Here is a 15,753-nt window from a genome sequence, read left to right on the forward strand (position 1 = left end):
TGCTAGGCGGGCGACCTGACACGGAAACTACGTTGCCGGACGCGGACTTCTTGCTGGACGGACTCTTCCGGTGTGCCGGGGTACGGTCGCGGGCTTCTTGGGGGGCCGGGGTACGGCTGCGGGCTCTTGGGGAGGCCGGGGGTACGGCTGCGGGCTCTTGGGGAGGCCGGGGTACGGCTGCGGGCTCTTGGGGGTGCCGGGGTACGGCTGCGGCCCTGGAGGGCGGCGCGGGCGCACCCCGGCGGGGTCGGTCAGCTGCGCGCCGCCTGGATCTGCTTCACGAGCTCGGGCACGGTCGCGAAGAGGTCGGCGACCAGGCCGTAGTCGGCCACCTGGAAGATCGGCGCGTCGGCGTCCTTGTTGATCGCCACGATGACCTTCGACCCCTTCATTCCGGCGAGGTGCTGGATGGCGCCCGAGATGCCGATGGCGAAGTAGAGCGACGGCGCGACGACCTTGCCCGTCTGTCCGACCTGCAGGTCGCTGGCGGCGTAGCCGGCGTCGCATGCGGCGCGGCTCGCGCCGACGGCGGCGCCGAGGACGTCGGCGAGCGGGTCGAGGATCTCGTTGAAGCGCTCCTTCAGGGCGCGGCCGCCGGAGACGACGACCTTGGCCTCGGCGAGCTCGGGGCGCTCGCTCTTCACCTGGTCGAAGGAGACGAACTCCACGCGCTCCGCGGCGGCGCTCGGCGGGACGACCGCGACCTGCTCGATCGGCGATCTCGACCCGGCGGGCTCCGCGGCGGCGAACGCGCTCTGCCGGACGCTCACGACCTGGACCTGGGTCGTGACGGTGCAGATCCCGTACGCGTTGCCGGCGTACATGGGGCGCTTGTACTTGAGCGTCGAGCCCTCGGCGAGGAGCTCGGAGATGTCGCTCGCGAAGCCTGCCGAGAGCCGCGCTGCCACGCGCGGGAGCAGGTCCTTGCCGTAGGCGCTCGCGGTGCCCACGACGACCGCGTATCCCTTGGCGGCCGCCGCGATGGTCGGCACGTAGCGCTCCGCGACGTGGTCCTTGAGCGCGCTCGACTCGGCGACGAGCACCTTGGCCGCGCCGAGCGTCGCCGCTTCCGCGGCCGCCTCGCCGAGGGCGTCGCCGATCACGAGGATCGCGTACGTCCCGCCGAGCGCCGCGGCCGCTTGCCTGGCGAACGTGACCGCGGAGTGCGTCGTCTTCTTCAGCTTTCCATCGGCGGCCTCGGCCACCACGAGAACGTCAGCCATGAATCCCTCCTGCACCTCGTCGACCTGTGTCGGTTCATCCCCGCGCGCGCGGGGGCCGCGACCTGTTTTCGCCGTCCGTCAGAGGACCTTCGCCTCGTCCTTGAGGCGCGTGACGAGCTCACCGACGTCTTTCACCTTGATGCCTGCCTTGCGCGCCGGGGGCGCCTGGAACGCCTGGTACTGGACCTTGAGCGTCGGGTCGGCGGCGAGGTCGGCGAGCTTCACCTCGACGAGGGGCTTCTTCTTGGCGGCCATGATCGCGGGGAGCGCCGCGAAGCGCACGCCGTCGTTGTACTTGAACGTGGGCGCGGTCTTCATCGAGTAGACGCTTGTCGGCGCGACGATGCGGAGGTCGACCGTGACCACGGCCGGCAGGCGCACGCGGAGCGTGGCGACGCCGCCGTCGACCTCGCGGCCGACGAGCAGCGCGCCCTTTTCTTCCTTGAGGGTCGCGGCGAAGGTGGCGAGCGGCCAGCCGAGCAGCTCGGCGAGGATCTGGCCGACCTGGTTCGAGTCGCCGTCGACGGCCTGCTTGCCCATGACCACGACGTCCGGCTTCTCGCGCTCGACGAGCGTCTTGAGGGCGCGGGCCACGAGGTCGCCGTCGAGCTTGTCGTCGGTGACGTCGACGCGGAAGGCCTTATCGGCGCCGGTCGCGAGGGCGGCGCGGAGGGTCTGCTCGGTCTCCTTGGGCCCGAAGGTGACGACGACGACCTCGCCCGCGCGCACCTTCGGCGCCTTGCCGTCCTCGGTCAGGCGCAGCGCCGCTTCCAGGGCGTACTCGTCGAACGGGTTCGGTTTCCACTCGAGCCCGGTCGTCTCGATTTTGTCCCCTGAAGCAGGGATTTTCACCTTGTTCGCGTTATCCGGATCGGCGACGCGCTTGAGCGGAACGAGGATCTTCACGGCTCGATTGGCTCCTGTTGCTGTGGGGTAACGCAGAGCGTAGTCCGCCCGGGCAGGGGCGCGCCACACACGACAGACGGGCCGGCGGACCCGAGCGTGGATCCGGCGAGCCCGACTGAAAAAACGCGCCCGAGGCGGAGGAAACCGGTCATGGCAGCGCCGCCGTGGTGCGTCAAGCAGGCGTGGTGGTTCTGTGGGCCTGGAGGCGAGCCGTTGTGAGGCGCCTCGCGGCGGCGAGGGGCGTGACGGATGCGAACCGTTGAGAGGGGGCTGGCGGCAGGGGGTCGTGACGGATGCGAACCGTTGAGAGGGGGCTGGCGGCGGGGGGCGTGACGGATGCGAACCGTTGAGAGGGGGCTGGCGGCGGGGGGTCGTGACGGATGCGAACCGTTGAGAGGGGGCTGGCGGCGGGGGGTCGTGACGGATGCGAACCGTTGAGAGGGGGCTGGCGGCGGGGGGCGCGACGGATGCGAACCGTTGAGAGGGGGCTGGTGGCGGGGGATCGCGACGGATCGAGTCCGTCAGGAGGGGCTGGCGGCGGGGGGTCGCGACGGATCGAGTCCGTCAGGAGGGGCTGGCGGCGGGGGGTCGTGACGGATCGAGTCCGTCAGGAGGGGCTGGCGGCGGGGGCTGTCAGGTCAATCCACCCCGGCCACGGGCGCTTCCTCGTCGATCGCGGGCTCGCCCGCGCCGCCGTCTGCCGGCGGGGCGCCGTCGGCCGCGTCGGTCTCCTTGCCGCCCGAGCGCCGGCGCTCGGCCTTGCCCGCCTCCCGCTGCAGCGGCGCGAGCAGCCGGCGCGTCGTCTCCGTGTCGGCCTCCTCGAGCTCCAGCATCTGAAGCACGGTGCGCACCACCTTGATCCAGCGGTTGCGTGCCCTGAGCTGACCGCCGCGCGACTCGGTCGCTCCCGGCTGATCCTGCGCCTCCAGGTGGATGCGCTGCGCGTCCAGCTTGCCGAGCTCGTCGCCCGCGGCGAACCATGCCTGCACCGCCTTGAGCAGGTGGCCCCCCGGCGTCGGCAGCGCCTTGAGCGCCGCCTTCGACTCCGGCGTCAGCCGGTCGCGCGCGAGCTTCACCTCGCCCGCCTCATCGCTGTAGCTCGCCGAGATGAACTTGAGCCCATCGGCGAAGAGCTGATCGCGGAGATCGAGGTAGATCGCGGCGTCCTCGGGATCGTCGGCCAGATCGGCGAAGCCGGTGAGCACCGCGTGGGCGCCGCGGGCCTTGCGATCATGGATCTGATCGAACGTGACCTGCTTTTGCTGGATGCCGGTGAGCTCGTCATTCGCCTTCTTCTGCCGGCGGTGCGACTTCAAGATACCGTCGTGCGCGGCCTCGATATCGTCGATGAGCGGAGCGCACCGCTTCAGCGACACGAGGCGCGGCCTTTCGCGCTCCGGGTCGAGCCAAGCCGCCGTGATCTGGACCATCTGACGAGGAGAGAGGTCTTTGAGCGCCATGGTGCCTCCTTGGTCTTCCTCCGGCGACGATCGCCGGGGAACGCACCCTCGGTGAGGCTTTCAGATCGGGCGCTGTCCGTGAAGGCCGTTCGCGCGACGCAAACGTGCCCTCGCCACCAGCTCTGCGGCAGGTTTTCGGCCGGCCTGAACCGCGGCCGCCCGGCGCCGCCCTCCAGCCGTCGTCCCACCTCGCGGGCCGCCTCGAAGGCGAGGACACGACAAGCAGCTTTTCGACCCTGGAGCTGGTGAGCTCGGTGACGGTTGAACGCGGTGGCCGCTCTACGGCGGTTCGCTGGGCGGCGGCGCATCGACGTCGCTCGCCCGCAGATCGCCCCGGAGCCGCCTTCGCAGCTGCTCGTCCATGCGCAGCGCGTACTTCTCGTGCACGCCGAGCGCCGCGGCGACCTTGGCCCAGGAGAGGTCCTGCCAGTACCGGAGCTCGATGAGGCGCGCCTCGCGCTCGTCGAGGCCGCGGAGCGCCGTCCTGAGCGCCTCGAGGGCCTGGGTGCGCGCCATCGCGTCCTCGGGGTGCGCCCTGAGCCGCTCGCCGGCATCCGCGACGAAGCGCGCGAAGACGAGCGCGCGACACTGGTCCTTGAGCTGGTTCAATACGTCGGTGTCGTCGTCACCGAACGGATCGCCCGCGTCGCGCATCGACTCGGCCGCGGCGAGCGCGGCGTCGAGGCCGGCGCGCCGGAAAGACGCCTCGCGGGTGAGCAGCCGGAGGACGGCGCCGGCGACCCTCTTCCATGCGTAGACGCCGAACGGGACGCCGCGCGCGGCGTCGTATCCGGGGCTCGCTTCGAGGAGCGCCTGATAGGCCGTCTGCTCGCAGTCCTCCAGGCCCTGTCGCGTCCGCACGCCATAGACCCGCGCGGTCGTTCGCGCGACGTGGCGGGCCATGGGCAGCGCCTCCAGCACGCGCTCATGATCCGGAGGCGATGGAGACGGACGCTGGCTGCCTGTCACCGCCGCCCACCGAAGGTCCCGTCGGCGGGCTCCGGCGCCGCCTCGCCCTCGCCCGCTCCCTCACGGGCCACCGTGCCGCTCTCGGACAGGACGGGGTGCCTCGCCCGCAAGCGATCGTCGAGCGCCGCCGCCGCCGGGTGCGTCGTGATGAAGACCGTGAGGAACCTGCGATAGTCCTCGATCTCCTCGGGGGAGAGCGCCCGGAGGTACGGGCCGAGCGCGTCGGCGAGGACGACCTCCAGGAGGGGATCCGCGTCGCCTGTCAGGTCCAGGTCGTCGTGGTCGGCAGCGTCGTGCGTCATGGTGACCTCGCGCAGGGGAGCCCGGGTGCGGTGCGGCGCCCCTTCTATCTCGAAATCACCCCCGGCGGGCCGGTTCGGACAAGGAAAGCGACGTGACAGGATGGTTTGTCGCGCCACCCGGAGGCGCTCCGGCGTCGGGCGCGGGCCGGGGCCTTGCGCCCGCGCGCTCGGCGGCTGGCAACTCCTTGAAGCGACAATGCATTTCGACAATCGACAGCGCCGGTGCGCTTTCTTTGTCCGAGCCGCCCCGGTGCTCGTGATTTCCTTCTCAGGAGACCCTGCTGGTGGCACGCCTCACGTCAGACAGCTCCGGGCCCGCCGGCGACACCGTGGATGCGCTGGAGGGGACACCGTACCGGGCGCTCCGGGTGCTCGGGCGCGGGGGCATGGGGGAGGTCATCGAGGCGGAGCACCGCGCCCTCGGGAAGCGGGTGGTGGTGAAGCTGGTCCGCCGCGCGCTCGCGGGGGATCCACGGTTCGCGGACCGGCTGCGGGTCGAGGCGCAGGCGCTCGCGGTGATCGTGTCGCCGCACGTGGTGGCGGTGATGGATCTCGGAACGACGCCGGGAGGCCGCGCGTATCTCGTGATGGAGCGGCTCGAAGGGGGGACGCTGCGGGAGGAGCTCGAGCGGCGCGGCCCGCTGCCGGTGGCCGAGGCGATCGAGGTCACGCGGCAGGTGCTGGCCGGGCTGTCGGCGGCGCACCGGGTCGGGATCGTGCACCGCGACGTGAAGCTCGACAACGTGTTCCTGTGCGCGCCGGGGGCGGCGGCGCCGGGGGCGGTGGCGCCTGGGGCGGCGGTGCCTGGGGCGGCGCGCGTCGTGAAGGTGCTCGACTTCGGGGTCGCGAAGGTGCTCGACGCCGGCGTTGCCCGGACGGGGCCGGGGGCAGCGCCGCCGCGGTTCCTGGTCGGGCCGGCGTATCCGACCGAGGCGGGATTGCTCGTCGGGACCCCCAGGACGGCCTCGCCGGAGCAGGCGCGATGTCAGCCGGTCGACGCGCGGACCGACGTGTATGCCGTCGGGTTGCTGATGTATACGCTCCTTGTGGGGCACGGTCCGTTCGCTCATGTCGAGGACGCGCTGGAGGTGCTGCGGGCGCACGTGAGGGAAGCGCCGTCGCCGCCGTCGCGGCATGCGGCGCAGGTGATCCCGGCGGCGGTGGACGGTGCGGTGCTGAAGGCGCTGGCGAAGCTGCCGGAGGAGCGCTTCCAGAGCGCCGAGGCGTTCGCGGAGGAGCTCGGGCGGATCGGGGGCGAGCTGTCGGATGCAGCACGGAGGGCGGCAGGGCCGTGGACGGGGGCGGGGGCGGCGGGAACCGGGGGGGCCGGGCGAATGGCGGGAGCGACGGGCGGGGGAGGGGAGGCCGCGTGGGAGCCGGAGATCAGGGCGTGGTTCGAAGCGATGCCGTCGGGCAGCAGCGGGGCGGGAGCTGGGGGGCGGGTGGCGGCGGGCGCGGGGGAGGGAGCGGCGCCGGTGGACGCGCGGCTGTTCGCGGCGCTGACGCTGGCGAGCACGGTGGTGTTCTCGGCGCTGGCGGCGCTGGCGCTGCGCGGGCTGGGGGCGTGGTGATGGGGCGGGGACCGCTGCAGGCCGGGGACGTGTTCCTGGACTACCGGATCACGGAGCTGATCGACGCGGGGGGGATGGGGGAGGTGTACCGAGCGGTGGAGGACTACTCGGAGGATGTCGTGGCGATCAAGTGCATGTCGCCACGGCACGTGAGGAGAGAGGATTTCGCGAGGCGGTTCCGGCAGGAGTGCAAGTTCTACCCGAAGCTGAAGCACCCGAACATCGTGCGGATGAGGAAGGCCGGGGTGTCGCCGGAGCACGTGGCGTACATCGTGATGGATTACCTCGAGGGGAGGACGCTGAGGAAGCTGCTGACCAAGGCGTACCGGCTCGATTTTTTGAGCGCGATGCACGTGATGCTGCAGGTGGCGGACGCGATGACGTTCGTGCACTCGAAGGGGATATGGCACCGTGATCTGAAGCCCGAGAACATCATGGTGGGGACGAAGGCGGACGCGAAAGGTCACGTGTGGCTCTTGGACTTCGGGATAGCGAAGTTCGCGGACGGGGGGATGAACACGGACGACCTGCCGGACGTGGGGACGGTGAGGTACATCTCGCCCGAGCAGGTGAAGCTGCTGTACGGGGCGTCGAAGAAGGCGGAGCGGGCGAAGCCGGACGGGCGCACGGACATCTACGCGTTCGGAGCGATCTTCTACGAGGTGCTGACGGGCAAGCACCTGTTCCTGGACGACAGCGAGCCGGCGACGGCCGAGGAGACGCTGACGGGGCACCTTGTGGCTGCGCCGGAGCCGGTGCACGAGATCGTGCCGGATTGCCCGGAGTTCGTGTGGCCCGTGGTGTCGCGGTGCATAGCGATCGACGTGGAGGAGCGGTACGCGAAGTTCGACGAGGTGGCGCGAGATCTGCGGTCGCTGCTGAGAGACACGGTGCCGGCAGGACATGTGCTGGCGCGACGGCTGGCGCAGGAGCGGATCAAGGCGGAGCGGGAGGCGGCGTTCGCGGGGGTGGAGCTGGAGGACAGCGCGCCGGTGAGCGGGAGCGGAGAGGCGGGGGAGGAGGAGACGGAGGAGGCGCGGGCGCGCGGCGAGAGCGAGGGGGGCGGGATGGCGCAGGTGAGCGAGGAAGAAGAGGGAGCGAAGCGGGGGCGGCGGGTGGCGCACGGGGAGACGGTGCCGCTGGCGCATTTCATGGCGCCGGCGAGCCCGCTGCCGTTCGGGCCGGCGTCGCGCGGGCTGGCGAAGGCGCAGCGCGGGCGCGGGGTGGGGTACACGGAGCCGCTGCCGTCGACGCTGCCGGGGTTGAGGCTGCGGGAGGGCGCGGGGCCGGCGAGGACGACGCGGGAGCGGACCGCGGTGCTGGGGGGGGCGTGGGCGGAGGGGACGGCACAGCGAGGAGGGCTGCCGCCGCCGGAGGTGAGGGCGCAGTCGTACGCGGGGCCGCCGCCGCTGCCGCCGCCGGAGGTGAGGGCGCAGGCGTACGCGGGGTCGCCGCCGCCCGTGATGGAGACGCAGCACGCAGCGCCGCCGCAGTCGCCCTGGCGAGGGGCGCCGCCGCCGGAGGTTGCGGCGCAGTACGTGGCGCCGCAGCAGCGCGAGGTTGCGGCGCAGTACGTGACGCCGCCGTTGCCGGTGACGCAGCGAGGGGCGCCGCCGCCGGAGGTTGCGTCGCCGTACGTGGCGCCGCAGCAGCGCGAGGTTGCGGCGCAGTACGTGACGCCGCCGCTGCGGGAGGTTGCAGCGCAGTACGTGACGCCGCCGTTGCCGGTGACGCAGCGAGGGGCGCCGCCGCCGGAGGTTGCGTCGCCGTACGTGGCGCCGCAGCAGCGCGAGGTTGCGGCGCAGTACGTACCGCCGCCGTTCCCATTGTCGGTGACGGAGGCGCAGCGAGCGGCATCGGCGCCGCTGCCGGTCGCCGGGCCGCCGACGGCGCCGAGTTCGTTGACGGCATCGAACGCTCGACGGCCGAAGCCGTTGCAGAGCGAGACGCCGAGCTTGCCGACGGTGATGATCGCACCGCCGCGGCGGGTGATGCACGCGTACGTGCTGGCGCCGCTTGTGGCGCTGGGGATCACGGTGGTGGGCGTGGGGGCTGCGCTGGGGCTCCGAGCGATGAGCGGCGCGGCGTCGGAGCCGGCGACAGGAGAGCCGGCGGCCACCGCGGCGCCGGCCGAGAGCGCGACGGCGAGCACGGCGTCGGCGAAGGTCGCGCCCGCGGCGCCGGCCACGGCTGTATCCGCGGCGCCCGCGCCGGAGGCGACGGCGAGCGCGGCGGCGGTGAGCCCGGCCGAGGCGGCTGCGGAAGCCGCCCCTGCGAAGGCCGAGGCGGCCGCGGAAGCGGAGGCATCTCCGAAGGAGCAGCCGGCGAGGCCGTTGCCGGTGAGGACCGCGCCGGCGGAGACAGAGGACGACGAGGACATCTACGAGATGCCGAAGCGGCAGAAGCCGTCGTTTCTGCGGGTGCTGGCGGAAGAGAAGAAGAAGGCGCCGGCACCGAAGGCGGCGCCGGCGAACCAGGGGGGCGCGAAGCCAGCGCGCCCGTGCCCGTCCGTCGGGTGCAGGCCGTTCTAGTCGCTGAGGGAGAGAGGTCTTGGATATGGGCAGCAACAAGGACAGCGACGACATCCGGCAGTACCTGCCGGACCTGGAGAGCATCCAGCGCGAGGCGGATCCGGCGGTGGCAGAGCGGAAGCTGCAGCAGGCCCTCGATAACCCGGAGCTGGACCGAGCGCTGTCCGAGATGCAGCACCAGAAGGCGGCAGGGCAGCCGCTGTTCCAGTTCCCGGTGGTGCCGGCACTTCCCAAGGGGCAGGCGGCGCCGCAGGGGGCAGGGCAGCCGCAAGGGGCAGGGCCGCCGCAGCGAGCGGTGCCGCCGCCGCTGCCGGTGATGGAGACGCAGCGCTCGGTGATGCCGCCGCTGCCGGTGATGGAGACGCAGCGCTCGGTGACGCGGCAGGGCGCAGCGCCTCAGCACGGACCGATGATGCCGCAGGGAGCGGTGACGCAGCAGGGCGGGGTGATGCCGCAGCACGTCGGGGTGATGCCGCCGGGCGGAGCGCCGCAGCAGCGCGCGTCGGCGCCGTCCGGTGCGCCGGTGCCGCTGTACGGCGGTGCGGCGGCGCCGGTGTACGGCGGTGCGGCGGCGGTGCATGGAGCGGCGGTGCCGCGTGGTGCCGTGGTTGGGCCGAGCGCAGCGGTGCAGCAGGGCGCGCCGGCGTCGCACGGAGCGATGGCGCCGAGCCAGTGGGCGGACCGGGGGCTGCCGCCGATCGACAGGGCGCTGCTGCCGTCGTCGTTGCTGCCAGTGACGCCGCTGCCGGTCGCGACACCGAAGCCGCCGGCCGGCGCGCCGGCGAGTGCGGGGGGCCGGTGGCGGAGGCGGTGGTGGGTCGTGGCGCTCGCGTTGCTGGCGCTGAGCATGCCGTTCGTGACGCTGGCGATCGCGCGACGACAGACGCCGCCGGAAGAGAAGGAGCCAGCGTCGCGGTCGAGCGGGGCGCCGGCGCGGAGCGCGGTGGCGCCGCCGGTGGCCTCGGAGCGGCCGCCGGCGGCAGCGCCGGAGGTGGCCGACGGCGAGCCGCCGGCGCCGCCGGAGGCGGTCGAGCCAAGCCTTGACGATGTCGCGCCCGAGAGCGACCCGCCTGCGCCGCACGCGCCTGCGCGGCCTGCGCCAGCGGCGCCGCGTCCGCCGCAGGCGCCGGTCGCGCCGGTGCCGGCCGAGAACCCGCTCGCTGATGACGTGATGGAGTGAAACCGCGTGGAGCCATGACGATGAACTGCCGACCCCTTGCTCTGTTGCTCACTGCGGCGACCGTGATCGCCGCCCCTGACATCGCCGCCGCGCAGCCTGCGGCGCCGCGGGAAGCCGCTGCCAGCGCCGATGCGGCGGCGCGCGCCGATGCATCGTATCGGCGCGGCCTGCGCCTGTACTCGGACGGAAAATACATGGAGGCGGAGGCGGAGCTTCAGTCGGCGTGGGAGCTGAGCCCGACGTTCGACGTGGCGTACAACCTCGGGAACACGAAGTACCAGCTGAAGAAGCACAGGGAAGCCGCGCAGTACCTGTCGCATGCGTTGAGGCACTGGCCGCTGATGAAAGCGGCGGCGAAGCTGAAGCCGACGGCGGAGAAGCGGCTGGCGGAGTCGCGAGCGCAGGTGGGAGCGCTCGTGGTGACAGCGGGTGTGGTGGGGGCGGAGGTGGTGGTGGACGGCAAGGCCGTGGGGAAGGCGCCGCTGGAAGGAGAGGTGTTTGTCGAGCCGGGCGAGCACCGGGTGGAGGCGCGCTTGGAGGGGTATGCGCCGGCAAGCGAGACGGTGAAGGTCGCCAAGGGAGGGACGGCGGCAGCGGCGCTGGCGCTGGTGCCGGTGAAGAGCGAGGCGCAGGAGGCGGCGCCGGGGGCGAGGGCGGCGGAGGAGGGGAGCGCGCCGGGCGCTGCTGCGGGGGCGCCCGTGGCGGGGATGCCGCCGGCGGAGCCTGCGTATCCGGGGCCAGAGCCGCAAAAGCGGAGCTGGGTACCGGTGATCGCGCTGGGGGCCGCGAGCGTGGTCGGGCTCGGCGTGGGTATCGGGACGACGGTTGCGTCGAACGCTGCGAGCGATGACGCCCACAAGCAGAGCGCTGCGATCATTCAGGGCCGCGGACAGTGCGTGAAGCCGGCGTCAGCGTGGGTTGGGCCATGCGAGCAGGTCCGGAGCGATGCGTCGCGCGCCGACACGTTGGGGAACGTCGCACGCGTGGCGTTCATCGCGTCGGGCGCATTCGCGATCGCTGCGGCAACGTACGTTCTATGGCCCAAGCCGAAGCGCTCCGAATCTGCCGTTGCGCTGCCCGTGGTGCACTCGGACGGCGCGGGGATCGCAGTGATGGGGGCGTGGTGATGGAGCTCCGGAAGGCAAGGCACATGCGGAACATGCGCAGAACAGTCGGCGGGTTGGCGTTCGTCTTGGCGGTCGGTGGTTGCGATAGCTTCTGGAGCCATCTGGCGGAGGACTGCGGGCTCCTGGTCACCTGCGATCACTTTTATCCGTCAGGCACGGGAGGGGGTACGCCGAACCCCGAGTGCCATGCGGACCCGACGCTGAACGCGAGTACGGTGATAGACGAGTGCGCGGTGTTCGCGAGCGCGAGCGCGGAGTCGGGCGGCGATGGGACGAAGGCGAAGCCGTACGCGTCGCTCGGGGAAGCGATCGCGAACGCGGGCGGCAAGCGGGTGCTTGCGTGCACGAGCAGAGCGTTCGAGGAGAGCGTGACGATCGAGGCGGGGCTGGAGGTGATCGGGGGCTTCGACTGCGGGGCGGAGTGGACGTGGAGCAAAGAGGCGCGGAGCGCGATCGAGGCGCCTGCGAATCAGATCGCGCTCACGCTGGGGGAAGGTGCGAGCGGGGCGAAGGTGCGGAGCTTTTCGGTGCGTGCGGAGAGCGCGACGGAGGCGGGCGGGTCGTCAATCGGCGTGGCGGTGGCGGACGTCGAGGCGGAGCTGACGCAGGTGGATGTGACCGCGGGCAGTGGGATGGATGGCGCGAAAGGCAAGACACCGACGGAGGTGCCGCAGGCGGGCGCGGGCGCATCGGAAATGAGCGCGTCGGCGGCGTGTGTTGTGGAGGCGGCGGTGTACGGCGGCGACCCCGGCGTGACGACGTGTGAGGACGGCGAGACGCGTGGCGGCGCCGGCGGGCTCGGCGGGATTACGGGTACCGACGACGGCGGTGGGCAGAAGGGAGCAGAGGGCACGCCGCTGCCCGAACCGAATCCCGATGAGTACGGGTTAGGCGGCGCCGGGCAGACCGGTGGCAATTGCCGGCAGGGAGAGCCCGGCGCGCCTGGTGGACCCGGCGACGCCGGGAATGCCGGGAGCGACATGCAGCTGACGCTGGCCGGCATCGCTGGCGGGGATGGGGACAGGGGCACAACCGGGAAGCGAGGGCAAGGAGGAGGTGGCGGTGGCGGCGCGAAAGCCGGGCAGTTCTGTGGGCCCAGCACGGGCCTCGTGAACGGGCCTGGCGCCAGCGGCGGTGGCGGTGGAGCCGGCGGCTGCGGCGGGAAAGGAGGTGGCGGCGGACAGGCCGGCGGGTCGAGCATCGGGATCGTGAGTCTGGGGACGAAGCTGGTGCTGACTGAGGTGACCGTTGCGGTAGGCACGGCGGGCAAGGGGGGAGATGGAGTGGCCGGGCAGAATGGGGCTGATGGTGGTGTCGGTGTTACCGGCGGAGCAGCGTCTGCGAATCCGCCCTCGATTCCAGGCTGCAAAGGCGGAGATGGCGGCCGAGGCGGAGCCGGCGGCCCCGGCGGGGGCGGTCGAGGCGGCCACGCGGTAGGCATTGCGTATGCCGTGGCACCGGGCGGAGCCGCCGAGCTGGCGACCTTCACGTCCGGCACAGCTGGCGCCCCAGGCAGCACCGCGCTGGGCGGGAACGCCGGCGACGAGGGCGCGAGCGGAGAATGCTGGGATTTCACCGCCAATGCGAGCTGCGGGCAGTGAGAAGAGCGATGGGGCTGCGTGGCCAATCCAAGTCCGACGCCTGCAGTGAGCAACTCGGCGAAAGCCGTGGCGAAGCCCACCGCATATCCGGTGTCGCCGGCGCCGATGGTGAAGCTGGGCCTAGCACCGCGATTGCGCCGAGGACGATGCCCCGACCGTCGGCCTGCGCGCCAGAGAAGCCTGATGATCCGGAGAAGTTATGGGATTGAGGCAAGCAACACGGCGCGCTGCGTGCCGTTGCGTTCTACCGCTGGTCCTCCTCTGCACGATGAGTTACGGGGCGGCTGCGCAGGCCGAGAACGAGAAGAATGCAGCGCGCGACCTCTTCGAGCGGGGCCGCGCGGCAGTGGAGACGCGGGACTGCGCCGGTGCGATCCCGCTCTTCCATCGCAGCTATGGCATGTACCCGGCGCGCGGCACCTTATTCAATTTGGCGGAGTGCGAGGCCGAGGTCGGGCGGGTGGCGAGCGCATGGCAGCACTTCGAAGAGCTGTTAAGGAAGCTAGAGCCCGGAGACGTCCGCCGGCCGGTCGTCCAGCAGCGCATCACGGAGCTCGTGCCGCGCGTACCCAAGCTTACGGTTGAGATCGCAGAAGGCACGTCGGCACCTTCGGAGGTGCTGCTTGACCAGGACCCTCTTCCGCAAGGCAGTCTTGGAGGCGAGCTCCCCGTCGATCCCGGGACCCATGTGCTCGTCGCGAGGTGGGCTGATGGCAGCCAGACCGACGCGCGTGTGTCGCTCGCGGAAGGCGCCATCGAAACTGTCCATTTGACGTTGCCGCCGACGTCAGGCCAGCACGAGCCGAGTACGAAAGAGAAGGAGCGGGAGGTGGGGGCGAGTACGCGGGGGGCGACGCTCGTTCCGCCCGCGCCAGCGGGGTTGGCGCGAGAAACGCGACAGCGGAGCTGGGTGCCGGTGATCGCGCTGGGGGCGGCGAGCGCGGTGGGGCTCGGCGTGGGTATCGGGATGACGGTTGCGTCGAACAGCGCGAACTCGGAAGCTCGTGCTCAACAGGACAAGATCTTCGCCGCGGGTGGCGGGTGCTTGGCGTCACCGTCGTTCGCAGGACAATGCGCTGAGCTTCATCGCGCAGGTGATCGCGCCGGCCGCCTGGGGGACGTTGCGTTGGGCAGCTACATCGCGTCGGGCGTGCTCGCCACGGCTGCTCTGACGTATGCGCTGTGGCCAAAGAAACGAGCAGAGGCATCTACCGCCCTGCTCGTGCTTCCGGAGCCGCGGGTTGATGGCGTCAGCTTTGTGATGGTGGGCGCATGGTGAGTCGAGCAGGAGAACGAGGGATGAGAACGTCTAGGCGAGTCCTGCTTGGGGGAATTGTCGCTACCGCTTTGGCCTCCAGCGGTTGCGATGGGCTCTGGTACCACATCGAGAACGACTGCGAGCTCATGCTCACATGCGAGAAATACCGGGGGAGGGGCAGCGAGGTCGTGCCGTCTGGGTGCGTGCCGAGCGAGATCGACGGAGCTGTAGACGATGAATGCGGCATCTTCGTGGCTTCGACTGGCAAGGACGGCAACGCAGGTACCCAGGCCGAGCCGGTCGCGACGCTCGCCGAAGCGCTCCGGCTCACTTCCGGGACAGGTACGGGGGTCTATGCGTGCGCCGAGACGTTCGTGGAGGCGGTCGAAGTGCCGGCGGGCGCCAAGTTGTTCGGCGGGCTCGACTGCGCGAATGGGTGGGAGTGGATCGGCAAGGAGAAGAAGACGATCGTGGCGCCGACCGAAGAGGCGATCGCGCTGAAGGTGATGCGGGGCGTGGGGACGGTGCGGATCGAGGACGTGTCGGCGCAGGCGGCAGATGCGCAGACGCCGGGAGCGTCGTCGATCGCGGTGCTGGTGGATGGCGCGGAGGCGGAGCTCGTGCGGTGCGAGTTGATCGCCGGGAACGGGGCGGACGGCGAGGAGGGAGAGGATGCACCGAGCGAGGTGCCGGCGCAGGCGGCTCCCGGGAATGCCGGAACCGATGCGTGCAGCGACCTGGATACATCAGGAGCGCCTGATGAGACGCTGCCCGGAGGCGCGCAGGTCGAAAATGCGTGTGGTGGCAGCGCGTTGTCGATCGGCGGCGAGGGCGGCGATGGCAGGGTGAACAACGGTGGCAGTGGACAGATCGGAGAGCCCGGCGCGCTCGGCGCAGCAGGCTCTGGAGAGCCGGCGGCGGGCGAATGGACTTGCGCCGCCGGTGGCACCGGCCAAGGCGGCGACAACGGCCCCCCCGGCGAATTCGGCCTCGCGGCGAGCGGCCTCGGCGCGTTGAGCTCATCCGGCTACGTGGGCGTGAGCGGAGGTGCGGGCGGACCGGGCAAGCCTGGGCAAGGTGGAGGCGGAGGCGGAGGGGCGAAGGGCGGCGCGGCGATCTGCGCAGGCGCCGTGCCAGGAGCGGGAGCGAGCGGAGGCAGCGGCGGACCTGGCGGCTGCGGCGGGCTGCCTGGGCAAGGCGGCGGTGCCGGCGGAGCGAGCATCGCGCTGGCGAGCGTGGAGGGGAAGGTGACGCTGAAGGAGTGCGTGCTGACGGCCGGCAACGGAGGCAAGGGAGGTGCCGGCGGCGACCTTCAGCCGGGCGGGCTCGGTGGTCTTGGCGGCGTCGGCGGCACGGGAATGGGCGGCTCGAAAGCCGCGTGCGATGGAGGAAAAGGCGGCCAGGGAGGCAACGGCGGCCCCGGCGGCGGAGGTCTCGGCGGGCCGTCGCTTGCGATCGCGTACCGAGGGGAGGCGGTGAAGCAGGAAGGGGAGACGATGCTGATGCCCGGCGCGGCGGGCGCGGGTGGGCCCGGCGGAAGCAGCAACGTGATGGAGAACGCGGGCACCGAGGGCACGGCAGCGGCGGAGCAGGAGTTTCCGTGAGCGAGCGGTGAGGTAGCGGGC

12 protein-coding genes are annotated in these 15,753 nt (G+C 71.8%); 7 read left to right on the forward strand and 5 right to left on the reverse strand.

Going from position 1 to position 15,753, the window contains the following annotated elements; genetic code table 11:
* Nucleotides 1–251: 251 nt before the first annotated feature.
* The 5 genes from WME75_RS03715 to WME75_RS03735 form a co-directional block, all read right to left on the reverse strand.
* On the reverse strand, nt 252–1,223 hold the full coding sequence (locus tag WME75_RS03715) for an electron transfer flavoprotein subunit alpha/FixB family protein (RefSeq protein WP_437486480.1): 972 nt from the start codon (nt 1,221–1,223) through the stop codon (nt 252–254).
* A gap of 78 nt (nt 1,224–1,301) precedes the next feature.
* Nucleotides 1,302–2,129, reverse strand: coding sequence for an electron transfer flavoprotein subunit beta/FixA family protein (locus tag WME75_RS03720; RefSeq protein ID WP_437486482.1), 828 nt, complete (start codon nt 2,127–2,129; stop codon nt 1,302–1,304).
* Nucleotides 2,130–2,767: 638 nt separating this feature from the next.
* Nucleotides 2,768–3,589 carry a hypothetical protein gene (locus tag WME75_RS03725; RefSeq protein ID WP_437486484.1) on the reverse strand — a complete coding sequence of 274 codons (822 nt, stop codon included), beginning with the start codon at nt 3,587–3,589 and terminating at the stop codon, nt 2,768–2,770.
* A gap of 279 nt (nt 3,590–3,868) precedes the next feature.
* Complete coding sequence (locus tag WME75_RS03730) at nt 3,869–4,492, reverse strand: sigma-70 family RNA polymerase sigma factor (RefSeq protein ID WP_437486486.1); 624 nt, start codon at nt 4,490–4,492, stop codon at nt 3,869–3,871.
* 62 nt (nt 4,493–4,554) lie between these two features.
* A complete protein-coding gene (locus tag WME75_RS03735) occupies nt 4,555–4,860 on the reverse strand; it encodes a hypothetical protein (protein WP_437486488.1) in 306 nt (101 codons plus the stop codon).
* A gap of 284 nt (nt 4,861–5,144) precedes the next feature.
* On the opposite strand from WME75_RS03735, the gene WME75_RS03740 reads away from it, so the two are divergent.
* The 7 genes from WME75_RS03740 to WME75_RS03770 all read left to right on the forward strand — a co-directional run bounded on the left by WME75_RS03740 (nt 5,145) and on the right by WME75_RS03770 (nt 15,732).
* Complete coding sequence (locus tag WME75_RS03740; RefSeq protein ID WP_437486490.1) at nt 5,145–6,431, forward strand: serine/threonine-protein kinase; 1,287 nt, start codon at nt 5,145–5,147, stop codon at nt 6,429–6,431.
* Complete coding sequence (locus tag WME75_RS03745) at nt 6,431–8,962, forward strand: protein kinase domain-containing protein (RefSeq protein WP_437486492.1); 2,532 nt, start codon at nt 6,431–6,433, stop codon at nt 8,960–8,962. Before WME75_RS03740 ends, WME75_RS03745 begins: the two co-directional genes overlap by 1 nt.
* A gap of 19 nt (nt 8,963–8,981) precedes the next feature.
* Nucleotides 8,982–10,142, forward strand: coding sequence for a hypothetical protein (locus WME75_RS03750; RefSeq protein WP_437486494.1), 1,161 nt, complete (start codon nt 8,982–8,984; stop codon nt 10,140–10,142).
* 62 nt (nt 10,143–10,204) lie between these two features.
* Nucleotides 10,205–11,269, forward strand: a complete 1,065-nt coding sequence (locus tag WME75_RS03755) for a PEGA domain-containing protein (RefSeq protein ID WP_437486496.1) — start codon at nt 10,205–10,207, stop codon at nt 11,267–11,269.
* Between the two features lie 32 nt (nt 11,270–11,301).
* Entirely contained in the window at nt 11,302–12,870 is a 1,569-nt protein-coding gene (locus WME75_RS03760; protein WP_437486498.1) for a hypothetical protein, read from the forward strand.
* 268 nt (nt 12,871–13,138) lie between these two features.
* The gene (locus tag WME75_RS03765; RefSeq protein ID WP_437486499.1) at nt 13,139–14,149 is read left to right on the forward strand and encodes a tetratricopeptide repeat protein; all 1,011 of its coding nucleotides are present in this window, start codon (nt 13,139–13,141) and stop codon (nt 14,147–14,149) included.
* A 125-nt stretch (nt 14,150–14,274) separates the two neighbouring features.
* Nucleotides 14,275–15,732 carry a PGRS family protein gene (locus WME75_RS03770; protein ID WP_437486501.1) on the forward strand — a complete coding sequence of 486 codons (1,458 nt, stop codon included), beginning with the start codon at nt 14,275–14,277 and terminating at the stop codon, nt 15,730–15,732.
* Nucleotides 15,733–15,753 lie beyond the last annotated feature (21 nt).

It is taken from the genome of Sorangium sp. So ce1014 (assembly GCF_051521505.1).
Lineage (GTDB): Bacteria > Myxococcota_A > Polyangia > Polyangiales > Polyangiaceae > Sorangium.